This window comes from Acinetobacter sp. YH12156, from assembly GCF_013418235.1.
Classification (GTDB): domain Bacteria; phylum Pseudomonadota; class Gammaproteobacteria; order Pseudomonadales; family Moraxellaceae; genus Acinetobacter; species Acinetobacter pseudolwoffii.
In genome coordinates this window covers 209,923-233,779 of the sequence record NZ_VPCL01000001.1, presented here as the reverse complement: position 1 = coordinate 233,779, position 23,857 = coordinate 209,923, and the positions used below count along the sequence as shown (strand labels likewise).

Genomic DNA, 23,857 nt, shown 5'->3' with positions numbered 1-23,857 from the left:
TCGCTAGGCAGCCGCATAGGTAGCCATAGGTGTAAAGGTTTGCACAAATCTGCTCGCTGTACTTTTTGGTGTGACTTCAACTGCGCCAGTGGCATAGATAATGGTGCCTTGCACTTGACCGCGGCTATTCACCAGATTACCTATAGTTGCATTCACCGGCACATCTGTCAGAGTTACAGACCCTGCAATCCCCTCACTGCTTTGAAGTGGAATTTTTAGCTCAACACTATTTGGCTGAATTGCTGGTCCTGTACCAATGGTAAAGGTCAGCTTTTGATTTGCAGGGGTAACATCCATCTTGGTTTGTTCAAGTGATGATCCATAGTTATAGATCACCGAAAAGACCGTACCTTTTTGTGGCAACTTATTTGGAATGATTTTGCCAATACCGGTGGCATAGTTAATTTCACCGGTGGCATCCCCAGTAAACTTACCTTGAGCATTTGATGTTGCAGTTTTCGCCTCACCCTCAAGGGTCCAATTGATGGTGATACCCGGCAATACACCCGGTCGACCCAAATCAAACTCAAATGCAGCTTTTTCAACACTTAAATTAGATCGCACAAAAGTGATAATCGGTGTGCCCCAGTTCAGCAGAATCGGCGTATCCACATCCGGCAAGGCACCTGTGGTGAGTAACCATGACCCAGTTTCATAGTTGATCATGCCTGAACCAAAAGATGGACTGGCAGCCTTTAACTGGCCTGAACCATCATCTTTAAGCTCATAGAACTTGCCCTGTGACATGTAGGAAATTGATAAAGCTCCCGGTGCGGGGATTGGAATCAATACTCCGGTCCAGTTGGTGCTTTGGTTATTCTGAGTCACTGGAATCGCATGGCTTTGGTAATACTGATTTGGTGCAGCGGCTGGCTTGAACGTGATGTTTAAGCTCATGGTTCCAGCCGGTGCTGCCGCAGTCCACTGAATCAAGCCACGCTGATAATCAATCGTACCAACCTGTGTACCTTGCGTATTCTTAAGCAACCCACCCTGATCGGTAATCTGCTGGCCTTGTAATGTGAAAGCCACACTGGATGGAATCACTGCAGAACCGATATACAGGTTCTGACTCACTCCAATAGTCATGCCGGGATAATTGACGGTGATCGTACCTTCATTACCCGCCACCAGAACTACACTTTCACCTGCAGCGTTCACATCAATGATCGGTGTTTCGGTCTGGGCCGATGGAATCAGCTGGGCAAAGATACTTTTGGCATTGACCGTAAATTCACCCACATTGGCTTCAGAAGCCAACGCAGTCGATGAGTAATACAGACCAGTATCCGCAACAATGGTATCGCGGATGATGGTTTTGGATTTTTCACCGTTGTACCACTGACGCGCTGATAATCCGACAAAGTCAACTTCCAGAGCATCATTTAGAGAGTAAGTGGCAACCTTGTACTCAACATCCTTATTGTCGACCACCATGATCGCAGTGCGTGTTTCAACTTTAGTGATTCGCACATACTGCTCACGCTCTAATACCTTACCTTCATCACTAATCAGAACAATCGTGTCACCTACTGACGACTCAGTTTCTTGCGGAAACATGGCCACTTGCAGTGATGACATGCCCTGCCAATGGGTATCGAGTGGTGTACCGGCAATCTGACCACCTTTGGCCAAGTAGTTCTCTACCCGGTTTTGAGCAGACTGACGTTCATCCGTCCAGTTCTTGGTACTGAATAGCAGTGCTGATACGTTTGGATCCGCAGGCAGTTCAGATACAAAGACCGTTGCCCCCATCAATAGATCAGTGTCTTCAGTCGTAACCGCTGGAAAGACCTTGCGCATGGATACATCACCCATCGTCCGATCCATTTCCGACACGTCATTGAACAGGTTGTTACTGATGCCATCCTGAACCACCACACCTGAATATTTACCACCGCCATCCGAGTTATCCGTCAAGCGTTCAGACTTGTAGATTACTAAATCCTTGGTTTCAATCGCCATCGTCTAACTCCGTAAAGCGCAAGGTCACATTAAAATAATCATCCAGTGATACCGCTGGAATTCCTTTTACCGGTGCGGCCTCTAAAGCCCCATCCTGGTGGTTAAATTTGACGGTGAACTGCCGACTGTCATGTGGTTGTTCAAACTGTAGTCTGAAATTTTCTTCCTGCAGTTTCGACCATTCCAAAACAGTCCGTAGTTCACGCAGCTTGATCCAGCCCATTTGTGAATCTGCCGGTTGTAAGGTGATTGGCCGTCCAGACTTCTTTTTGCCTTCCTGAATGATCAAAGTGCCATCCATGGTATAGGCCTGATTCTGTTCAATAGCCTTCCATGAGAATTCATCAGGCCATAAAAAACCGTCCTCTAATGGGACGGTTTCGGATGTTGCTAAGCGAATGAGTTTCATGTTGAACCCTTAAGTGTTCCTAATTGTTTAAGGATCTGGGTTAATGGATTTACTTGATCAGCATTAACCTGTGCATCCACATACTGCCCATTAGCAGCTTCGATCCGAATTGTGGTCTTTGGAGTAGGGTCAATATCTCTAACTGACGGCGCTGAAGGAATAGACGGCGCATAGTCATTTAGGTTACTAGATCCGGTTGATCTACCATTCTTACCAACATACTGCTCCAGCCGCTCAATCTGCTCCATAACATACATCGCATTACCTAGAGCCTTTTGGTTGTCGTAAGCAGTGGTCCCATACTTTCTCTTCACCCACTCATTGGAAGCTGATTTATAATAACCACCTGCCACTGGTTCGGCATCTTGGAAGAGCTCTTTAGCTTTTTGCTTAATATCACCTTCATAATCAATATCCTTAAGTCTCTGTTCAATTTCTTCAACAGAAAGACCATGTTTGGCGGTTGTTCCAGTTTTGGATGCCTTCATCTTGCCCTGAGAAGCCATGGCAGCCTCCATTGCTTTGCGAGCCTCTTCCCACGCTTCAGTGGTATCATTACCCGCTCTAACACCTCTACGGCCTAGATCATCAAAGCCATCGCCAGCATTTCCTATGGCATTGCGAACACGGTGCAGGCTTTCTTCCACAGCATTATTGGCTTTCACTGAAACTTGGCCGGTTTCACTTACCTCCTTTGATAAGCCATGGTAAGCAAGTTTAGCTTCATAAGCTGCAATTTTAGCCGCATCACCAGAAGCATAAATCTTATCAGCCATATTAATTAAGGCTTGTCTTAATTCTTCGACCGAGGCAGTACCGCTTTGCTTTAACACATTGAATGCTTTCATTTGAGCATCTGCGGCTTCACCTGCCTCTTTTCTTGAGGTTATGCCAAGCAGCTTATAAGCTTTCTCTACTTCGGAAATATTCTGGGGCAACTTTCCGTTCACCTGATCCAGATGCTCCATACCCATCTGAACCTGTTTTGCAGAAAACACTCCTTGTTTTTCAAAGGAAAGGAGTTGGGCTTTTGCTGCATCAATCTCGGCTGGTGATTTGGCCTGTTCTGCCCACTTCTCCCATCCTTGGTAAATTAGCTCAGTTGCACGTGCGCCAGTGACACCCATTGCTTCCAGGCCACCCGCGTAACTATTCAAGTGATTTTGATCAGCAGCAAATTTTTCAGAAACCCGATTAAGAGCTACATCTAAATCAATACCAAGCGCAGCAGCAGCTTTACGGGCTTTGTCTGTCGCACTAACTTGACCGTCGGTGGCGATGGTTGCATCCTGCATCGCTTTCACAACTACCTTGCCGGTGTTGTCAAATTCAGCCTGTAAGCCTTGGGCAGCCAACTGGGCATTAAGAACTTTTAGTAGCGCCATCCCCGCAGCATCTGCAGATTGAATCATCGCACTTGCTACGATCTGAGCAGCCTGAATCTTAGCCTCAGTAATTTTCTGGCTTTCAGTCTGATAGGCTTTTTCCTTGGCATCCAATTCAGCAAGGCCTTTTACAGCCTGATCAATTGCAGCCTGATTTCCTGTTTTACGTGCTTCATGGAGTTGCTGCTCTAGTTGAATGCGCTCATCACTGATGGCCTTGTAGTCAGCCTTATGCTTTTCCTCTTGAAGTTTTAATTCATCAAGAGTTTTCTGGCTCTCAGTGATGCGTTCCTGGTTTGCCTCATTCTCAGTCTGACGAATCTCTCGAATTGCTTCTCTGGTAGCTGACTTGCTTTCAAGTGCCAGTCTGTTTGCTTCGGATGCATTCTTTTCGGCCTGCCTGAATAAAGCATCTGAAGCATTTTGTGCTTGAGCAGCCAGATCATCAAAACCAAGGAAATCTAATACTGATGCACTAAGCGCATGAATGCCACCGGAAATAAACTGGATACCTGAAAGAAGTAGCTTTAAGGCAATATTTAGCCCAGTTGCTGCATCAGAGACCACACCTAGAGCAACTTTAAAGACATTAAATAGAGTGGTTAATCCACTAACTTCTTCTTTACCATTAAGTATTGCATTGAATAAAGGAGCTATTGAATCCAGGACAGATGTAAAGGTACTCCATGCTGTTTCAGCAATTCCTGCCATACTGGATATGACATTTTTTATTGTGTCGTAGACAGCAGATAAGGTGCTTCTGATTGCCTCAATAGTAGATGGATCAATCTCAGATAATTTGCCTTGGAACCACCCAATACCTTCAGCAACATCATCAAACAATACTTTCAGGATTCCAAGATTGTCAGCAATGATTGATAGTGCATTAGCTACGGCGGCACTTGACCCATTAGCTTGATCCATCTCACCAATCAGAATTTGCCACTGTGTAGCTATTCGCTGCAAAGCGTTACCAATGGTAGTTGGGAACTTGGCATAATCAGCTTCAATTGCTGCTGATTGATCTTGCAAGGCCTTGATAACCTTCTCGGCTGACAGTTCGCCGTTTTCAGCCATCTTGCGGAGTTCACCGGTAGTTACGCCAAGTGACTGGGCCAGTGCTTTAGAGATGCCAGGAGCCTGCTCCATGATGGAGTTGAACTCATCACCACGTAATACTCCAGATTGTAATGCTTGAGTTAGCTGAACAATTGCTGCTTCGCTTGCTTGAGCAGATCCGCCGCCGGTCTGAATAGCCATATTAATGGTTTTAACCAGATCCAGACTTTGCTGCTGGGTCATCCCCATCTGTTTGCCCACATCATTCACTTTCGTGAATAGGCCTGCAGTAGCATCAAGGCTTGAATTAGTCATCAATGCGACTTGGTGCACCCCAGCCATTGCTTGCTGGAAGTTACCACCATCACTGGTTGCGATATTAATTCGAGCTGAAAGGTTGGTGTAAGAGTCTGCTGCCTGAGCAAGCTCTCGAAGCCCTAAGCCAACACCAATTGTAGCTAATGCCCCTACCAATGCGGTTACAGCAAACTTAGCACCATCCATACCTCTAGAGAAAACAGAAACTCCAGAATTTGCCTTTTGAGCAGCAGGCTCAACACCATTCAGTTCACTTTTAAGCTTTTCGATTTGCTGTTCTGTGATCTTGGTTACACGTTCTACTTCTTCAGCCGGCAATTTACTATTGGCCTTAAAGTTTTCGAGCTTTCTGGTCAGATCGGCAATAGCATCATTAATCACAGATGGTGGTTTAATGCCTAGTGCTTCATAAATTGCATGCCCAGCTTGTTTGGCGCTACCGGATGCCTTGTCTGTGCTTGTAGAAACGCCTTGCATTGCAGTAGTAGCTTTTACATTAAATTCTGAAAAAGCTGATTTGGTTAGATCTACTGCTTGCTCAAGACCTTTTACCTTGTCACCAGCTGCCTTAATCTCATTAAGTGTTACAGCTTCGCTACTTTTTTCTAATGCTGAAAATGCATTTCTTGCTGTCAGTAATTCACGCTCTAAGGCATTAATACTATTGGTGCCAATACTGCCAATACGCTCAATTTCTTTGGTGCTAAGACTTGCGCCGTCACCCATGCTTTCAATTGCACGGGTAGCAGTTTGAGCCTCTCCCACCACACCAGTTAAATCTACGGCGCTAAAACGTTGCACCTGATTAATAGCTGATTGAGTAGCGCCATCCACGCCCTTCATGGCATTGATAGCAACACCTTGATAATAATTGAAGGCACTGGAGGCTTCATTGATGGCGTCTTGAATACTCAGAACACGCTGTTTGGCAATTTCAATATCTTGCAGAGTACCATCAGTGCTTTGCAGTCGAACCAGTTCTGCCTGAGCAGCTTTAAGAGCTAAATTCAGCTCATTAAGGCCCTGTTCACCAGCACTCGACATTGCACGGAGTTCACCAGCGCTGATAGTCGACTTATCGCCCAGAGATTCAATTTCTTTTGCAGCAGAGAAGAACTTATTACCCAGCATTTCTGCCAGTTGAACAGCATCACCAGGAATGGCACCACCGATTTCAAAGCCGGCCTTATTGGCCTTATTTGCTGTGTCTTGAAGTTCACTTCCTAGACCATCAATCTTTCCAGCTGCCTGAACAGCCTGGCCTTGCAGTTCGCCAGCAGCTTGAGATACCTCACCTAGCTTGCCTTTAGCCTGATCAGCCTTCTTTTGAAGGTCATCTGGTACTATTTTGCTAACCTCTTTTCCTGTTTCTACGGAGGCCGCTTTAAGTCCATCCGCTTCCTTTTTCAAAAGAGAAATGAATGACTCCCAATTATCTTTAGATGCTTTGGTGCCAGCATCAAAGCCCTTGGTGTCAGCATCCATGACTAATTTGAATGTTAAATTTTTACCAGACATACTGACCTCAAATTTTAGGCAATAAAAAACCCGCAGTGGCGGGTATAAGTTGAATATTAAAAAAGCACCCTAAGGTGCTTTTGATTTACGATACTTTTTTAACTTAGGTTTTTACTTTCACATTCCGCAAGCACTTTCTCAGCCTCTTTTTCTTGAAGTATGCTTTTAGTGAACAAGAAAGTTACCTCATCCTCTTTACTATCACCATCAGCTAAAAAGGTTAGTAGTGCTTCGTTAGTGGCCTCCATGGAGCTCACATAAAGTAGCTTGCTCGCCTCTAAGCATCCTGAGTACTTTTTTTCCTGGGTGTCGCGTTTTATTTTTTGCAATTCAGAAAGTGGTTGCGCCAAAGCCACCCTCATTACGCTATTTGAAAGTTTTCTTTGATCGCTAAATGATGCTGCGTAGCCTTTTAATTCCGAGAAACCCAATCTCTCGGCATGGATCTCTTTAGAGTATTTTAAATTTGCGATCGTATTTGCTTCGCCAGTAGGAAAATCTAATTTTTTCAATACCTCAACATAGGTAGAAACTAGTGATTCGTGCCTAGCTTGCTCCTCTATCTGCTTTTGCGAAAAATACCACCAAGCACCTCCTAGCAAACCACCAACCACCAGAAGCAAAACTATAACTAAAAAAGCATAAGGGGGCTTGTGGTGAGTGCCACACGTTTTACAGTGAGTATCTGTTGGTCTCATTGGTTTTTTACAAGATTTGCAATATTTAACACCCATCCTCAACGCTCCCACTCAATCTTATAGATCTGACCATCCACCACGGTGATAGTGTATTTCTGACCATTTACAGTGTAGCGATATGAAGATGCTTTATGTGGCCATCCTTTGCGGTCATGAATAACATGCTTATAAGAAGATTCGGGCTCGCCCAATACATCAAACATTTGCCCCAGTGAAGAACCGGGTTTCACATAGCTGGTACTACCACGTACAGAGTTCACTTCTGCAGCAAAAGCTGTGGTACTAAGCATAAGAACCGTAATTAATAATAATTTTTTCACACTAACCCCCTAAATAGTTATTTACGCATCATAACTTTAGGGAGATGCTTGATCAATCAGAGACCATTTCTTTTTTAAATGATTCAAAGCCTTTCTTATCAGATTGAGCCACACGTGCTGCAACGGCGTTATTGAAGATTCCCTGCTTATATAGCTTGTTTGCTGCCTTAACGTAGTTCTGAAATGCGCCGTAGGTCATTTCCATGATTTCGCTATGCTGATGGCCCATTGATACCAGAAACTGGAATGAATCAAACCAGGTGGAGTCATCTTTCTTTTTGGTGCCGCGTTTTGGCTTTTCGTATTTAAAGTAAGCTTGATTGACCAGAAGCACCGCTTTAAGCAGATCTTTAAATCCTTGCTCATCAGCAGCAAGCTCTACCAGTGATTCATTATTCAGATCAGTGACACATGCCATGGTCGAAATGACCTGCACACCATGAGCTTTAAATAGACCTGTCAAAATCTCATCTGAATGATTTTGGTCTTTGATGAAGCTCTTAATCAACTCAGCATGCATTGCCCAGGTATCAAAGTCTTTCATCTGGATCTGGCGAACTTCAATGTCATTGATTTTGAGGCTTCGATTCGTTGCTAGGAAAAAATCATTCATGGCGGAATCCCGAGATAAATTTTAGACATTAAAAAAACACCCGAAGGTGCTTTTCTTTTAACTTTGATAAAGGCTGAATTCTATAAAGTCCAACTACCACCTTGTCCCATCTCATAAACGATAAAAATTAAGGCTAGTACCATTAGTATGACAACAACGATTTCTGTTTTTGTTAGCATTTTCGGTGCTCCACTTTTCATCATTCATATGATAAGCAAAGCAAACAATTAATAACACAAATATTACAATAAAATTATTGGATGTTACAAAGAGTTAGAAGTTAAGGAAAGCTCTTTAGAGTGTAGCTACCTACTAAAGCATTCAAACATTTCGTTAAGCAACTCAACAAAAAGTTTCATCAGAAAAGCATTCTTACGCAAAACTAGATCCTTCTAACTCTAGCCTTGAATATCTTACATATCCCGACATAGCTGCTACATCCACGATTTAAATCATTCTCTAGACTGAAATTAAGTCTTAGAAACGTAGAGGAAATTCAAATGAAAAAGTATTCGAAAATTCTAATCTTGGCTTTATTCGGATTCACTGGCACCGTAGCTATTGCATCAGAACCACCAATTGAAGCCACTGCTGCAGCTGAAGCACAACAGGTTGCTTTAGAGTATGGAAATGAAAAAGATCAAAAATCTGAATCATCTGGTGAATAAAAGAAAGCCCTTAATTAAAGGGCTTTTTAATTACTTCCAGCTTGGCGTACAAGCACTCTTCCATGACAACTCAAATTGCTTTTGATCCGTCTGATTTTCTACAAGCACTATATTTTTCTGAAGCACAATGAAACGTTGAAAACCAATATCTGTACCGTCTGCTTCTTTATAGCTTACCTCTCCACACTCTCCTATTTGATTGCGGAACTTAGCTGAATCAGGATTGGGAATGAATTCTTTTGTAGCTTCTTTTGCAAATTCAAGCTGTTCCTTTTTGATTGTCTCTAGATCAAGCTGCTGACCGTTAGATTCCTTGTGTCCGCAACCCGATAAAATCATAATAAAAAATAATAAGCTTAAATTTTTCATAACTTCTCCATGTCTTAAGGGCAGCACTTTACATTAATTTTCAATCTTATCTAAAGCCTAGGGAGAGTGGATTTGTAAAGTTATGTTTAACCATTTTAAGTATTTTTAAAATTCAACTTATATAGCCAGGTGAAACTTCCACTTATCAAAAAACCTCCCGAAGGAGGTTCTTAGCTTACTAACTTACTGACATACAAGATAAATAATAGTAGAAATAATTATTACGGCTAGGATGGAGATAAATATTTCTATTTTAGTCATCGCAAAGTACTCTGTCTTATTATTGGCAGGTACATTTTATATAACCAAAATAGTCAAAACCAAGGGGGAAAAGTTCCAAATTTTTGGGTTAAAAAACCACTCCGAAGAGTGGTCTTGTTAAATATTTTCTAATCTACTATTAATCAACTCAGCCGTGCGTATACAGTAATCTGCATCTAACTTGGTCATGACAACATTTAGGCTGTAATCAGCATTCACTCTCTTCTTTTTTAGACGAATTAAGTCACTCTTGATTTGAGCAATAGTTTTACACTTATTTAAATCTACCAGACCGTGATTGTTAAATCGGCTGTATAGTTTTTCATGCATGCCTCCTTTTATGTTATTTGATTCCGGCCATGAATAGCGCTCAATAGCAACCTCTTGAGCCTTATGGAAGCTAGAATAATAAGCCCTACCAACAATATTTCTTATCATTGGTAAATCGCTGTGGTCTACTTGATGAAATAACTTTTTTGCTAAATCTAAAATTTCACACGAGGACATCTTTCAATTGTTCCTCATTAATTGGTGAAAAATTAATAGAAAAAGCATTAAACTCATCAATTACACCTTGTTCAAACACCGCATCAAACAACTTATCATTGAGGTAAATTATATCTTCAATAGATTTATTAATACCCAAATCAATCAAAAATTCACCGCTAGGCATTGATGTCATTAGGCCAAGCACTCTAACATTATGCTTTTCAATAAATTCTTCTAAAGTGATGGTCAATTTTTCTATCTGAAAACTGTCAATATTTAAGGCTTCATAAGCATTTGAAAAAGATTCAATCTGATATTGAATATCTTCTAGATTTAAATACTCTAAGTCATCAGAGATCACTTTTAATCTTTCTACTATACGGCTAAAGTTCATAATAGTTTCCTCAAACCTGCCTGTAAAAAAAGAAAATGTGCTTAAATTTTTTAAAACAGGAAATCGATAAGCCTGTGGCAAACTTAAAACCGCCTCAGCATCTAGATTGGCTAATATTTTATTTAGCTGTGCAAAAGCACCTATGCGAACCGCCATTCCAACCAAGGTTATATATATATTGCCATTTCCTGAAATATATGGAATTAAGGAGGTTAACTCCGCCTTAGCTTTGGAATACTGTCCAGATTGATAATAAATTAGCATTCTCTGCTTTTTTGCACGCAAAAAATCCACAGACTCCGCATCTCTAGTCATTTTTTCAAGTCGTGCTGCTTGAAACTCAGACAAATAGACGTTATCGGGGTTATTAAAAATAACCTGCGAAACTTCATCTAATTTGCTTTTGGGCTTAGGCGCAGTCATAAGAACAATAAATATTATAAATTTGTATGCATTTTATGCGGGTTAACCTTTTTATACAAATGGATTTACAGTTTCTCATATGTCTAAAAGTAAAAAGAAACCAACTCACACTGCTATCTCACTCATCTTCTTATATGCCTCATGAATATACTGATTATCCAGATCAGAGAGGAAACCATAAAACAGGCACAAAAAAAGACGCATAGCGCCGTGGAGTTCTTTGTGCCTGTATGGGTTACGGTGCTGTTGCTGCCGGAATCGTTACGATATGGCCATATAAGCCAAGTGTTGGGTCTGTTTCTTTACCCACATCAGATAAGGCTTGACCAGAGATTTCATACTGACCCAATTCTTCATGAATTAATGGGAAAGTGGTTTCAGGTGACTTTTTAGTTCGCCACAAACGAACAGCCATATGCTTACCATTTGCTGTATTCACCCCTTTGAAGAACAACTCATATTCTTCATTGAAGTTATTGGCCAGAGTTGTATGTGTTACGGCGCCAGTTGTATAGGTGGCTAGAATAGGCATACTCAGATCAGCTACATCATGAAAAATCACAGTGCCAAACTTAGCATCTACAGTGTATTGATCATCAGTAAGTGTCTTTGGTGTAGCGCTGGTTGAGTCCTTAAAGGTCACTTCTGATAAGTTATAACCTTTTAATTGAATTTCCTGACCAGCGGTAACTGTTCCCAAAGATTCATCAGTGATGGTATCGCTTGCAACTTCAGAGTTTGTACCAGATACGATGTACTCCAGATTGTCTTTATCCACCTCTTCCAGTGTTCCGGAGAAATTCACAGAAGTTGTATTTACCATCGTGAAGTCGGTTGTGCGATTGCCCGATGTTGACTCTTGATGCTCAATAACATCTGCACCAATCTCAAGCTCAAAATCGGGCACGTTGCCCAGATGGCGCATAGCGCCAGCAATACCATTGGTTAGCTTGGATAAATAGAATTTACCCTGCAACGAGATATATTCTTTAGCCATTACTTTTCATCCCCTGTGGTTTTCTTGGCTGGAGCAGCTTTAGCTTCAGGGACTTCCTGAATAGCGCCATCTGCCAGTAATTTTTTGATTTGTGCGTCATCTAACCCGCCAACGACATCGCCCTTTTGGAAGCGTCCGACGGGCTGTGTTGCCTTGTATTGTTTCGCCATGATTGGCTCCTAAATGAATTTCTGTGATTCAAAAATAATGGTGATATATGCAAAGCCTGGACTGTACCCATCTCGAACCGATATGAAATCCAGTGCAGTTCGTGATGCTTGTGGCTGCCAACCGGAAAGCAGTTGAATCACCTTCTCAGTCAAAAACCCCGCTTCATCACTTACAGCACGTCCATCGGTCATTTGAGATTGAGCATTGCGACATGCCACCGTAACCGCCCATTGCTGGCCGATCTGGTTGATGCTTCCACGACCTGCACTGGCTTTCTTGTCTATACGGACAAAATTGACATGTGCCGACGGCGTGACCTGCGACATCTCTGTTACGCTGACTGAATTCAACGGCGTATAGATCTTTAGAAATTCTGGAATCTCTTTCAGCTTTTCTGCAATCTCATCACGCACCGCGAAGAAGGTGCTCATCTATAAAACTCCCGACAATGTCTAAAACCATGGCTTCATCTTCTGCATCAAGACCGAGTTGAGTTCGAGGCGGAATAATGGATTGCTTAACTTTCCGATATTGGCCACCCACTGCAAAAGTAATGTATTGGCCATTCTTGGGTAGGATTGTTGCGCCATAATGCAGATGGGGTGCATACGCAACATCTGTACCCACCTCCACACCACTTGAAAGTACATTGTGTGTGTAGGAATTCATTAGGCGGCCAGTATCACGTAGCGTCTCGCCACCTTGCAGCTTGGCTCTCCATGAAATCTTCCACGGGTTACCATCCACACCAGTACCGGTTAAAAACCGATGCTGAATACTATTCACAAGCCCAGCACCAATCTCATCAAACAACTGGTTCTTCAGCGAATCAAAGTTACCCAACTGGTTAAGCACTGCTTCAATAGGTGAACTATCAGCTCGAATGGTTATTGCGAAAGCCATAAACACCTCACTTCATGCTGGGCATCATGTCTAAAGTGGCATCACCAAATACACCACCGGTATATGAAGTACCGACTGGTGCTGTCGAAGGTCGTCCTTTAGGTTGGTCATCCACGATCTGGCTTGTTTCCGGTAACTGAATCTGCAGATGTGCCTTGTTGTCAGCAACACGTTTTAAGAATGCAATCGCATCCTCATAACGTTGACGCACCTCTTCGGTGGGTTGCTGAAAGTAAAGACGATAGCGTGCAATATCACACGCCATACGCTTTAAATTACTCGGCACATTAGGCAGCGGCAAGGGATAACGGCCGCCGATGTGGCCGTTAATTTCCTCTGTCGCATCCTGAATCGCATCAGTTACTGAGGACTGAGAAGGAAGCATCGTTTTTAGATTTCCAATCTCATCACCAAATCGTGCGACCAAATCTGATTCAGTCGCATACATAGATCACCTATTTGGTTTCATCAGCAGGTTTTTCACCGGCTTTAGGTTTTGCGGCAGGTTTCACCTTTTCAAGTTCAGCCACTTTTGCCTTTAGCTCAGCAACTTCTTGATCAGCCTTGGCCTTGTCAGCAGCAGCTGTCTGATTCGCTTCAGTTAAGGTTTTATTTGCTGCTGTCAGCTCAGCATTGGTCTTTTCAAGTTCAGCCAAGCGTTCGGCCGTACCATCTGCCTTAGGTTCTTCCGGCTCTTGATATTCTTCAATAGCCCCAGATGCTAAAAGGGCCTGAAGTTGTTTAGCTTCAAGCCCTTTGATTTCATCACCTGGCATAAAATGCCCGATGGATTGTTTTGCTGTGTACTTCGGCATGTCTTGCTCCTTATAGGGTGATAAAGCCAGTACCACCAACTACACCGTTCTTATTAGATGGCACAACCAGTGGAGCAGATTCAGTCATTAGCATGATGCCGCTTGGATCTTCGCAGTACCATTGACGATCAAAGTATTGCTGAGCTGCACCATTGGCTAGCATATTTTTGATCTTACAGTGAGCAACTGAGCCATTGGTATCAGAAATCAATGAGAAGTAATCCTTAGGAATAAAGCGTTTCACTTGACCTTTGTTACGGTAGGTCGCGTCATACACCCAGAATTCGATCCCATCAAAAGTACCTTTGAATGTCGCAGATTCTTTAACACCAAAGCTCGGATTCACTGGAACAGAAATACCCGCATACGGCGTGATGAATTCTTTTTTGAATTCTTCATTATTCCAGAGAGCCGACCAAACCAAGCCCGACATAATAGACAGCTTGGTCTCACCACCATCAGCAGCCAATTGACGTTCAAGCATGGTGCGGATATCCGTTACTGGCTTGGCACCCACTTCATTCCACTTAGTCAACGGTGTATATGTCAAAGATGCATCACGACGGTAATCCACCAGGTTGTATTCATAATCATCTGAGTGAAGCGCGTATTTACCATTTTTCAGTAAATCAATCGCCATCATCAGGACTGAGTTATCAATCGCATCATGGTTGCGCTTCATCACTGCGATCTGAGCAACGATCATTTGCTCTTGCTCAGACAGTCGCTGATTACCCGTAGAAATAATCTTTGCCGCACGCAAGCGCTCAAGCAAAGCAATTTCAAAAGTTTCTGCAGGTGTGACCTGATTTTTTGGTTTGTAGTAAGCCGGTTTGACGTGGCGTACTTCACCGGATTGAGTGGTATCGAATGGCTTACCAGGTTGTTGTGGTGATACCAGTGGTGCCAAATCATGCTCAGCAGATACTTCCGCCAAAGGTACGTCATCACGCGTGAATAACGGGCGATTAGGGAAAAGCTTGTCTAAAAGCCAGGTGTCCATCGGACGGTAGTTTGAGTGGATCAGTGCAAGCTCACCCACATCAAGAAGTTCAAGTGGAGCACCTTCAATATTAAAAGACTGTGGCATGTTAATTACACCTTAGAAAGTTCGATTTTGTTTTTAGTTGCCTGTGCACGCGCTGCATCATATTGAGCAGTTGTAAGCAAAGTTCCATTTACTGATACAGCTTCGACATTAAATACGCCGCCGTAGTACACCGAAATTTCGATTCCATCAGCAGCCTTAATCGTAGCTTCAGCCGCAGTTACATCCTGACCGCAGATCACATCCCACGTTTTTTCATCAGTGGCGTGGGCCAGCACATTGGTATCTGACAGCGTTAATAGATCACCATATTTAAATGCAGTGGCGGTTGGAACCTTTGCATTGGCACGACGTAACTTTTCATTGTCCAAGACCAGTCGTTTTGAGGTGACTGAAATGGGCGGTACATAGTGAATAGCCATGGATTATTTCCCCTTTTGTTCTGCAAATGCTTGTGCACCTGAAGTGAATTTGTGAGTGTCATTGTTATTTGACTGGCCACCTTGCCCCGGATTAGCTTGATGGCTAAACAAATGTGCAAATGCTGGATTCACACCTGGTGCTTGTTGTGGCTGTTGGCCAGCTGGTGGCTGCTGATTACCTGCTGAGAATTGACGAAGCTGCTTAGCCGCGAAGGTAAAAACTGAATCATCCATATTGGTATAAGCGGTTTTATCTTCAGCACTGAACTGTGTTTTCAGCTCAGTTTCTAAGGCTGTAATTTCATCAGCGCGCTTTTGCGCTTTGAATTGCTTAAGTTCAGTCAACGCATCATCACGCTCACGCTCTGCCTGCTCTTTGGCTTGTTGTGCTTTTTCTAATTCGGTCACGTTGGTGTCCTCTTTGGTTGGGTTTGGGTTGGCTTTGCCCGAAAAGGCTTTAATTGATGTATTGCGATCAGCACCTGTTGAACAGATCGTAAATTCACGAATACGGTTTTGACGAAAAATTGTGATCGGGCCTTCAAAGGACTGACCATTCACAGTGACTGTCTTGCCTTGTGATACTTCTTCAATGGATCCTGGATCAATCATCATCGACATTTGGAATGGGAAACCGTCATCAGAGTCTTGAACAATCTCTTGTGCTTTCGCATTCGTAAGAAAATCACCAGATACATCAATCTTTCCGTTTGTATCTACAGCTTGAACTACACCAATTCGACTTGAACCAAAGTGTTCTTCAAGTAAGGCTGTCGGCTTATCAATCTCAATTCCATCAAGATCAAAGACCACACCGGAGCGCCCCCAATACCAGTGACCATCTACACGACCACCAGCATAAGCAGTGCCTTTAAATTTTCGCTTTTGCCCTTCTTCAGCTTTAGGCACCTCAATTGCCGAGGCATTAAATAAATACTTCAGCCGCTCTTCATTTGGATCTGGCATTTTTCATGCTCCATAAAAAACCGCCCCATAAGGAGCGGTTTGAATTTCAATTTTTTTAGAGTGATTGGATTAACAATTCAAGTTTTTCAATAGCCTCGGTCTTTGCACCAAAGTACCCATCAATACTCGCCACAGCACTCAAAGCATTAATAGCTGCTAACTTCGTATCAAAAGCAAGATTTTTAAATCTTTCAGATAGATTTGAAATAGATTCATCATTACCTAAAGCCATACTTCCATTCGATACATCTGGATTTATCGCTAAGGCATTTGAACCAAAATTATGTCCTAATGCATGACAACCATGCTCATCGACCTTTAAGGCACCCATTAGAAGCATTTTAAGATTTGCTCGATCCTCTTTTGATTCTGCAACAATGGAGTCAATGTTCAATCCGGTTAAAGACATCCCATCTCGATATAAAACGCTCATCCCATTTTTTAAAGTAAGTTTCATCTAATTCACCAATGCCTTTAATGTATAAACCATTTGCCCTTCAACTGTTTCAATCGAAACCACTTCAAAAGACAATCCCATCGGCATCAGCACGCCGTTTCCAGCATTCAGCATATCCAGATCAATACCTAAACCTTTAGCATTCTCAATCTTGATTACGATGTCTGAAGCTGTATCAGCCATTAACAACGGCGCATTCAATTGAACTGTCTGCCCAACTTGATAAGCCGCTACCTGCTGAAGCGTTGCAGCACCCACCACTGTTGAAGCGGTATTACTTGCCACAGCTTGAATCGCTGTCATATCGGTACTCAGCCAGCGCTTAAGCACATCATCAGCCAGTGAGCTTGTAGCGGAGTTTAAGTAGCCAGTCAGTGCGGCATCATTTCCTTGCACATAATCAAGGAAAGTACGAATCGCACTAGGTCTGATCTTTGGATCTAGTGGAATTACCGTATTGGCCACCGTATCAAATAGATCCCGAGCTTTATCATCCATCGGAGCAAACAGACTGGTGAGCTTTTTACTCGCCGTCCATTCTGCCCTGATGACTTCCTTCTGCTCGAGGAGATACTCCTTATCCAGACTTGAAGCACTGATTTTCTTATCCACCAGTGATTCAAGTTCACCAAACTGCAATGGATGAGAACTCCAATCTAAGGCTTCGGCTATCTCAGGCAACTGATCATCTGGTGTAATCCCGTATTTCAATGCCTGCTTCTCGGTTAAGGCAATCACGGTGCACCGGCAACGAAATCCCAATGGTGGATAATGTGTTAGCCAGAATGGATGATCAATCGGCAGTACGATACGATTTAAAGCTAAATGAGCAGGACGTACGCGACTATCATCGATAGCCGAGTACATCAGGTATTGTCGTTTAGCTTTATTCCGTTGCTGCTGTTGCCACCGACCATGACCGTATGCACTTTGGATATTGGTACGAAATACATTATCCAAATAGTGTTTAGGCAGGATGATTTCAGATTCTTCAATCAGCTTCTGAAAGTCCTTGAAAGTGCCACCATCGGCAATCGATTTATTCACGGCCTTGATGACCGTTTCAACCTGCTCAAGACTGGATAGAAAACTAACCGTGGTTGCCATCTGCCGGGTCTTTAAGTCCATTGAATAGAACTCATCAGGTAGCACGATCTTTTTATTGTGAGCAAATCGAAGCGCCTCAAGGAATGTGACTGGTTGCATAACTTACTTCCCGTTTTGAGCCGTCACATATCCCAGTACATCCGCAGCATACAAAGCCTGATCCAGATTGGCCGTGAACTGAGTTTGTGTTGCACCAGGTATTAATTGCATCAAGTTATAAGCCAGAGCTTCAGGACTATCAGATTTGAATATCAATTCCTTGACCTGATCCGGTTTTAATAGCTGCAATTCATCCTGTGCATCAGTCAACTCTTCAACTTCTTGCTGCTCTGGTGAGAGCTTGTTTGCTGATGCCTTAAAGTTGAATGCCTGACGCGGTAATGCTGAAAATTGATTAAAACCGGTTTGAACCTCCTCAATCACATCACCATCTTCAAGCCCATACTCACGCTTGAAGTATTGTGGCGTTAAGACTGCACCTGCATTCTTTAACTTCACATCACGATCTGCTTTAGGCTCTTCGAGTGATTTCTCTTCACCAATGATGACTCGATGACGTTCCCAGCCATTTAGATCGCATAACGCATTAATAACGGCTTGGATCGTTGGCATGATCATTCGTACATCGGCTTTGTACTTTGAGTTTTGAACCTCAAGATGAACATCACCCAACGCGCGTGATCCAGAGCCATCGGTACCAGATGTAAGAGTCTGACCAAGAATCACCTTTTGAATACGGCGCTCAAGGTTCTTATCAAAGACTTCGAATGTTTGGGATGCATTACCATTAGTATTGGCAGTTTGGATTTCAACTGAATCTGTACCACTTAAGGCAATAACCGAACTGGCATGAGCTCTAAGTAGTGCATCACGCATATCTGTCGTCTTGCCGGCAGTTTTACCAACCAGCATTGGTAAGCCAAACTTTTCAACGAACTTGGCCCAGAACTTAAAGCCAGACGTTTTGAAGAACCAGACCCAGTACAGTCGACTTAAAAGAGCCTCACCTAATGGATTCTCATAAGTAGATTTACAACGTGTCAAAAAGTGCTTGAAGCGCTGGTCTACTTCCTGATCCTGTCGAGTTGTGTTGTAGTTAGCCAGCAACATCAGACGACCATCATTCTTAGGCTCATACCATTGCATTGGCTTTTCACCAATCCACTTAAAACCAATAAACGGTGTAATAGTATCGCCGTCAATATGTAGGCTCGGTTCCTCAGGCTTGGTATAGATTGCCTCTAATACAGAATATCCGTACCAGCGAGCATTCTGCGCACCCAAGAGAATCTCAGACCACCACTCACGTAAATGCTCCATAATGATTTTAGATTCCGGTCGGTCCATCGGCTCTACACGCCATGATGCACTTTCAAGTTTATCCTGCCGTTTTTCAATTGCCTGATAAATCTCATCGTCATACATCATGACTTTTAACCGTGGGCGGGTAACACCGGCTTTACGCAAAACTTCATCACCATCCGGCATTTTAGTCAGATAACTGATTAAGGCCTGCTCTGCCTCATGAGAATAGAGTGCACCAGATTCGGGCTTACTATTTTCAGACTTTTTACTTTTCTTAGCCATAAATAAAACCTTAAGCCGCTGGTGGGCTATAATTAATCGCAATTACTGCATCTTCAATTGCATCAATGAGCGTATCCACTTGGTCATCATGATCATGGGTAAATGCCGCATTAAACGCTTCACACTCTTCAAAAAACTCGCCTACCCAGTGAGCATCTTTAGGTACCATCACAAAACGATCTTCAGGCTTATCCTTATAGTTCGCTTCAAGATGAACCTGTACATCCATAAACCGGGATAGCTTGTCTGTATTACGCTGTACCGGAATCACAGCAACACCTGAGTAAGTACCGAGTGTCTGGATCAATTGGGTACCAGATGCCTTATCCTCTACTTTCATGTAGCGAATAGGCTTGGTATGCCAGGTGTATTCTTTGTGCTTATCCAGAAATGCCTTAGCCTGGCGGTTTAGTTCCGGTGCTTCCCATTTGCCACGCAAGAGATCCAGTAAGTACAGCTTTCCATCTATACCCATACCCACCAGCAGGAATACAGAGTAGTCATTGTGCTCTTTGGTTTTCTGCGCTGTATCGACAAGGACGGCGCGCCACTGAAGCTCTGGGTGCTCTTTATAGAATCCAAACCATTCAGACTTAATCAAATCACCACCCAGCTTTTTAGGCTGCTGCATGTACTGACTTGAGAATGTATAGCGTGATACCGTCGCGCCCTCTTTATCCTTACCACCCTTTTCAAGCTGCAGTAAGGATTGCAGTGATTCTTTCTTTAGCCAATAACTTTGACGACCCTGCTCATCACGCTCAGTATCTCGCGGTACCAGCTTTTGAATATGCTCTGGCAAGGTTGCAATGTACTTATCATCTATCAATGCCGGAATAGATACTTGGCTCCATTCACCTGGTAGATTTCCCGTCATGACGAAATTAGTGGGATCCTCAGTGTGAAGGCGCTGCATGATCATGATGATAGGTGTATCAGATTTAGCTTTACGAGAGTTCACCGTGTTCAGTAGCTTCCGATTCGCTGCATCCCGCTTGATCTTACTGAAAGCATCTTCAGGCTTTAATGGGTCATCAATGATGATACAGCCAGTAAATCCATCATCTGCCAGTGTTCCTGCCCGTCGTCCAGTGACCTGTCCACCCATAGAGGCAACATACACATGACCAACGTCATAGTCCTCAACCGTAATTTTCCATTCTTTCTTTGAATCAGTACTGTTAGAGACAGTTAAATCCCACATCAGGCGATAGTCTTTCGACTTCACAATGTCACGCGCAGTATCTGAAACACCTTCTACCAGTGATTGGGAAAAGGACAAATACAGAAACCGTGATCGAGCATTTAGAGCTAAGCCTCGTGGAATTAGGTTGGTGGTCAGTTCAGTTTTTCCGGCCCCTGGTGGAACATTGATAACTACGTTCGCAATCTCACCAGCTATCACCTGATCAATGATCCAAGAGATATAAACATGGTGCCAGTTCACAGTAAATTTAAAACCCATACGGGGTTTAAAGAATCGCCGGGTGAAATATAAATGCTCATCTTCACACAGCTTCTTTTCAACCTGTGTTTGCAGATCCATTTAGTATTCCTCTTGGGCCTTCTTTACAGCAGCTTCAACTTGGTCTTGGGTAGCGTGCACAACTGTTGTTTGTAATGCTTCGCCGTCTTTACCAGTGATTTCCTGTCGGTTGGTATATTTACCACCCATATCTTCGGCAGCCTGCTTCAAAATATTCAAAGCGGCTACTCGATTCTTGCCATGCTTTTGATATTGATTTTCTAAACGCTGAAGTCTAACAGTCAAGTTTGCAATAGGAATATTTTGAGGTTTTTCCAAAAAATCTTTTCTGGTTACTTCAAACTCAGCTTTCAATTCATCGCTTAGATTTTCACCTGCACGCTTTGTTGGATCATATTTTTCACATTGCTGCTTTGTAACCTGCACCCCGTAATCTTGGTTGACGAGTTCCGCTGTTTCGGTAGGTGTGTTAAATCTGGCAAGTGATCGAACTATAAAGAGTTTTATCTCTTTTTTAAGAACTGCCATATCCTTAATCCTGTCAACCTACGTCAACCTAAATGGGCAAAAAAATTAGCCGATAACACAGTTCCCACAACATGCTGCAATATTCGTTTCAGATACAAACGGCGCATTCTTGGCAATTTCCAAAAGCCGTTTTACAGATTCGTCTGCACCCCATCGTTTTGTTTCACCAAAGAACACTTCGACATCATGGCCGGCTAAGTAATGCTTAGGTAAGCCAGTATGGTCGCTATAAATGATTTCGCCATCTTCATCGCGCTCAACCCCGATGTGATAAAGCTCATGCTCAATCAGCCGGCAGAATTCACGATCTGAAGCCTGTTCACAGAATGCAGCATCAACAGTAATCAAATATTGAGGTACAAAGCCGTACCAATCACGCATCTGTTGTTCCTGACGTGCCTTCTTCCAGCCACCCTGGTTAAACATGACCTTTTCACATTGGCCCAGTACCATACGTTTTTTCGCTACGGCGGCAGATGAAGCCCAAGCGAATGCAAGGAACTCTTCATTGTCATGCAGTAATTCAGCAATATGATCATGATCAGGGTTATGTAGTTCACCACCGAGAGTAAGCCAGTTATTCACGACCCATTCTTTAAGCTCTGGTGCTGGTGCCAAGCGAATGGCTTCCTCTTGCTCAGCCTGATCAATCAGCTCCGTCGGTGGGAATGGTCTGAACTGTTCCATACGATGCTTTTAAACCTCTTAGCCATTTGGTTGCACGGCCCATATTGATGTCATTAACTTCAAAGCGGTGATATCGATAACCCATTTCTTCAGCATGGTCATAGCGATCCATACTCCAAGCTTTTGTGGCTAATTTACCTTTTCGACCACCAGACCAAGGCCCACCAGCAATTTCAATTAATGTGAGATAGCCAACCAGGTGTAAATCGAAACGCCAGTGCCTCGTACTTTTAAAGTGAAAATATTCTTCGTATTTGATTTCCATCCGATCCAAGATTTCTTTTAATCGATCGAATGCTTCTAGGTATTTTTCACCAGCTTTGGGTAGGGGTCTGACACGCGATTTCTTTTTTGGCGGGATTTTTTGGGTGAAAAGTTTATAAGCCTTTTCATCCATACAAAGCCACACGTAAATTCTTAATCCGCTCTTTCAACTTAATCATGATGCCGTCAATTGCCAGCAGCTCATTTCGCGTTAATCCGGCCCGACTGAGATTCTGATACTTAGACAGCTCAGTACTGCAAAATTCTAAGTCTTGTTTAGCTTGTACTTTGTCTGTCATGGGTACCACCAATAAGAAAAGAAAAACCCCTCAACATCTAGAATGCGAGGGGCTTTGATTGCCGTAATACGTCCGGCGAATTTTAGTCAAAAAAATACCCACACCATTGGGGTCGATGTGGGCGAAACTTTAAATTCAAAATGTGGAGTCTTTGAACAAGTGGTAAATTAATAGAGAATTAATATAACGTCCAACTTATTTTCAAAATAAATTATTAATTAATAAGTGAATTTATCGATTAGTTTATTATGGATTACTCAATTTCTTTCAAACAATCCCGACAGATTTTGATTTCTTCATCATCAATCGTGTAATCGATTTCAGTTACACCATGAAGACCAAATAAACACATCAATAAACGGAGCATGACTTTTCTCCTGACAATAAAAAGCCCGCTTAATTGGGGAATTAGGCGGGCCAATATTTGCTTTACCATTTAGTTATTTTTACTGCTTTAACTTCTTGGAGTAGTAAAAATATAGCACCTGAATTTCGATAACAAAGTATAAGGAATGTGTAGAAACTGTTTTCAACCGTCCACTTTGAGTTATTTTTCTTTTCACGGTATGGCAATATTTTGGGAATTAAAAGCCCGATCAATTGACCGAGCTTTCGTTGCTATATCTGGGTGGCGGCATCCGATTTCAAACCACTAGAAATTAATGAAACCGCCATAATGCAAAAAGCCCACCTTTCGATGAGCTTCTTTGTCAGTCAAAGTGAATTACTTACACTTCGGTGACTTATAACACAAAATAGCATATTCGCATTTAAACGCAAGTTATTTAATCATTTTAAGCGAAGTCTTTTGTCATGGCCTGCTAAGTAATAACTCCCTGCAAAAACCATGTTGTTTATCGAGCTTCTTGATAGAGTGAATTCCTTCTCCATCTGGCTTAATGACATCCCTCTCACATTCTTTTCGATAAACAATTGCACTGCCACTTTCGCTGAAGCACAAACCGAACTAGACTTATTAAAATCAACAATCAACTTCCGCACCTGCTCAGCCTCAAAGTCACTAATCTGACAAATGACCTGATCCTTACGTGGTGCCACCCCTTTGTTATTTTCAAGAATCAGCCAGTAGATCTGATTTACCCCAAGTGAGTCTGGTTGATTTCCTGACTTCATGCGAGAAATCTGGATGTATGCCCCATACTGCTTAAGCCAATCTTCAATACTAAAACGATCCCAGTTCATCACTTCCGCTTTAACCATCGCATTCATC

The 23,857-nt window shown here is 42.8% G+C and carries 28 protein-coding genes; 1 reads left to right on the top strand and 27 read right to left on the bottom strand.

The genetic code is table 11. The annotated features are described in order from the left end of the window. Nucleotides 1-3 precede the first annotated feature (3 nt). The 6 genes from FTU87_RS01245 to FTU87_RS01220 all read right to left on the bottom strand — a co-directional run bounded on the left by FTU87_RS01245 (nt 4) and on the right by FTU87_RS01220 (nt 8,285). Nucleotides 4-1,965: a hypothetical protein gene (locus FTU87_RS01245; RefSeq protein ID WP_180096541.1), complete on the bottom strand. Its 1,962-nt coding sequence runs from the start codon at nt 1,963-1,965 to the stop codon at nt 4-6. Next, nucleotides 1,955-2,374 carry a hypothetical protein gene (locus FTU87_RS01240; RefSeq protein WP_180096540.1) on the bottom strand — a complete coding sequence of 140 codons (420 nt, stop codon included), beginning with the start codon at nt 2,372-2,374 and terminating at the stop codon, nt 1,955-1,957. The genes FTU87_RS01245 and FTU87_RS01240 overlap by 11 nt, the downstream gene beginning before the upstream one ends. Next, the gene (locus FTU87_RS01235) at nt 2,371-6,654 is read right to left on the bottom strand and encodes a tape measure protein (RefSeq protein ID WP_180096539.1); all 4,284 of its coding nucleotides are present in this window, start codon (nt 6,652-6,654) and stop codon (nt 2,371-2,373) included. Before FTU87_RS01235 ends, FTU87_RS01240 begins: the two co-directional genes overlap by 4 nt. Before the next feature lie 98 nt (nt 6,655-6,752). Further along, the gene (locus FTU87_RS01230; RefSeq protein WP_180096538.1) at nt 6,753-7,388 is read right to left on the bottom strand and encodes a hypothetical protein; all 636 of its coding nucleotides are present in this window, start codon (nt 7,386-7,388) and stop codon (nt 6,753-6,755) included. Nucleotides 7,389-7,390: 2 nt separating this feature from the next. Further along, on the bottom strand, nt 7,391-7,642 hold the full coding sequence (locus FTU87_RS01225; RefSeq protein WP_218944816.1) for a hypothetical protein: 252 nt from the start codon (nt 7,640-7,642) through the stop codon (nt 7,391-7,393). Nucleotides 7,643-7,724: 82 nt separating this feature from the next. Further along, nucleotides 7,725-8,285, bottom strand: coding sequence for a hypothetical protein (locus FTU87_RS01220; protein ID WP_180096536.1), 561 nt, complete (start codon nt 8,283-8,285; stop codon nt 7,725-7,727). Nucleotides 8,286-8,785: 500 nt separating this feature from the next. Between FTU87_RS01220 and FTU87_RS01215 the strand changes: the two genes are divergently transcribed. Then, entirely contained in the window at nt 8,786-8,953 is a 168-nt protein-coding gene (locus tag FTU87_RS01215) for an MrpF/PhaF family protein (RefSeq protein ID WP_180075137.1), read from the top strand. A 30-nt stretch (nt 8,954-8,983) separates the two neighbouring features. On the opposite strand, the gene FTU87_RS01210 is transcribed toward FTU87_RS01215, so the two are convergent. The 21 genes from FTU87_RS01210 to FTU87_RS01110 form a co-directional block, all read right to left on the bottom strand. Continuing rightward, nucleotides 8,984-9,322 (bottom strand): hypothetical protein, encoded by a 339-nt coding sequence (locus FTU87_RS01210; RefSeq protein ID WP_180075138.1) that lies wholly within the window; start codon nt 9,320-9,322, stop codon nt 8,984-8,986. 378 nt (nt 9,323-9,700) lie between these two features. Next, nucleotides 9,701-10,090: a hypothetical protein gene (locus FTU87_RS01205; RefSeq protein ID WP_180075139.1), complete on the bottom strand. Its 390-nt coding sequence runs from the start codon at nt 10,088-10,090 to the stop codon at nt 9,701-9,703. Then, nucleotides 10,077-10,889, bottom strand: a complete 813-nt coding sequence (locus tag FTU87_RS01200) for a hypothetical protein (RefSeq protein WP_180075140.1) — start codon at nt 10,887-10,889, stop codon at nt 10,077-10,079. Before FTU87_RS01200 ends, FTU87_RS01205 begins: the two co-directional genes overlap by 14 nt. Before the next feature lie 235 nt (nt 10,890-11,124). After that, nucleotides 11,125-11,886, bottom strand: coding sequence for a hypothetical protein (locus FTU87_RS01195; RefSeq protein WP_180096535.1), 762 nt, complete (start codon nt 11,884-11,886; stop codon nt 11,125-11,127). Then, a complete protein-coding gene (locus FTU87_RS01190; protein WP_180096534.1) occupies nt 11,886-12,056 on the bottom strand; it encodes a hypothetical protein in 171 nt (56 codons plus the stop codon). Before FTU87_RS01190 ends, FTU87_RS01195 begins: the two co-directional genes overlap by 1 nt. Nucleotides 12,057-12,065: 9 nt before the next feature. Next, on the bottom strand, nt 12,066-12,488 hold the full coding sequence (locus tag FTU87_RS01185; protein ID WP_180096533.1) for a hypothetical protein: 423 nt from the start codon (nt 12,486-12,488) through the stop codon (nt 12,066-12,068). Further along, nucleotides 12,463-12,960: a phage virion morphogenesis protein gene (locus FTU87_RS01180; protein WP_180096532.1), complete on the bottom strand. Its 498-nt coding sequence runs from the start codon at nt 12,958-12,960 to the stop codon at nt 12,463-12,465. Before FTU87_RS01180 ends, FTU87_RS01185 begins: the two co-directional genes overlap by 26 nt. Nucleotides 12,961-12,967: 7 nt before the next feature. After that, nucleotides 12,968-13,408 (bottom strand): gp436 family protein, encoded by a 441-nt coding sequence (locus tag FTU87_RS01175; protein WP_180096531.1) that lies wholly within the window; start codon nt 13,406-13,408, stop codon nt 12,968-12,970. A 7-nt stretch (nt 13,409-13,415) separates the two neighbouring features. Next, on the bottom strand, nt 13,416-13,775 hold the full coding sequence (locus FTU87_RS01170; RefSeq protein WP_180096530.1) for a hypothetical protein: 360 nt from the start codon (nt 13,773-13,775) through the stop codon (nt 13,416-13,418). Between the two features lie 10 nt (nt 13,776-13,785). After that, a complete protein-coding gene (locus FTU87_RS01165; protein WP_180096529.1) occupies nt 13,786-14,865 on the bottom strand; it encodes a major capsid protein in 1,080 nt (359 codons plus the stop codon). Between the two features lie 5 nt (nt 14,866-14,870). After that, nucleotides 14,871-15,245: a hypothetical protein gene (locus FTU87_RS01160; RefSeq protein WP_180096528.1), complete on the bottom strand. Its 375-nt coding sequence runs from the start codon at nt 15,243-15,245 to the stop codon at nt 14,871-14,873. A 3-nt stretch (nt 15,246-15,248) separates the two neighbouring features. Continuing rightward, nucleotides 15,249-16,211, bottom strand: a complete 963-nt coding sequence (locus FTU87_RS01155) for a hypothetical protein (protein ID WP_180096527.1) — start codon at nt 16,209-16,211, stop codon at nt 15,249-15,251. Nucleotides 16,212-16,266: 55 nt separating this feature from the next. Then, nucleotides 16,267-16,668 carry a hypothetical protein gene (locus FTU87_RS01150; protein ID WP_180096526.1) on the bottom strand — a complete coding sequence of 134 codons (402 nt, stop codon included), beginning with the start codon at nt 16,666-16,668 and terminating at the stop codon, nt 16,267-16,269. Further along, the gene (locus tag FTU87_RS01145) at nt 16,669-17,874 is read right to left on the bottom strand and encodes a phage minor head protein (protein WP_180096525.1); all 1,206 of its coding nucleotides are present in this window, start codon (nt 17,872-17,874) and stop codon (nt 16,669-16,671) included. It lies immediately after the preceding gene. Between the two features lie 3 nt (nt 17,875-17,877). Beyond that, on the bottom strand, nt 17,878-19,362 hold the full coding sequence (locus FTU87_RS01140) for a DUF935 family protein (RefSeq protein ID WP_180096524.1): 1,485 nt from the start codon (nt 19,360-19,362) through the stop codon (nt 17,878-17,880). A gap of 10 nt (nt 19,363-19,372) precedes the next feature. Next, nucleotides 19,373-20,908, bottom strand: a complete 1,536-nt coding sequence (gene terL / locus FTU87_RS01135) for a phage terminase large subunit (RefSeq protein ID WP_180096523.1) — start codon at nt 20,906-20,908, stop codon at nt 19,373-19,375. After that, nucleotides 20,909-21,376 (bottom strand): DUF2280 domain-containing protein, encoded by a 468-nt coding sequence (locus FTU87_RS01130; protein WP_005104425.1) that lies wholly within the window; start codon nt 21,374-21,376, stop codon nt 20,909-20,911. It abuts the gene before it with no gap. Nucleotides 21,377-21,421: 45 nt separating this feature from the next. Continuing rightward, nucleotides 21,422-22,063 (bottom strand): putative metallopeptidase, encoded by a 642-nt coding sequence (locus tag FTU87_RS01125; RefSeq protein WP_180096522.1) that lies wholly within the window; start codon nt 22,061-22,063, stop codon nt 21,422-21,424. After that, nucleotides 22,023-22,460 carry a hypothetical protein gene (locus FTU87_RS01120; protein WP_180096521.1) on the bottom strand — a complete coding sequence of 146 codons (438 nt, stop codon included), beginning with the start codon at nt 22,458-22,460 and terminating at the stop codon, nt 22,023-22,025. The genes FTU87_RS01125 and FTU87_RS01120 overlap by 41 nt, the downstream gene beginning before the upstream one ends. Further along, nucleotides 22,453-22,626: a hypothetical protein gene (locus FTU87_RS01115; protein ID WP_180096520.1), complete on the bottom strand. Its 174-nt coding sequence runs from the start codon at nt 22,624-22,626 to the stop codon at nt 22,453-22,455. Before FTU87_RS01115 ends, FTU87_RS01120 begins: the two co-directional genes overlap by 8 nt. Nucleotides 22,627-23,415: 789 nt before the next feature. After that, nucleotides 23,416-23,856, bottom strand: a complete 441-nt coding sequence (locus FTU87_RS01110) for a hypothetical protein (RefSeq protein WP_180096519.1) — start codon at nt 23,854-23,856, stop codon at nt 23,416-23,418. Nucleotide 23,857 lies beyond the last annotated feature (1 nt).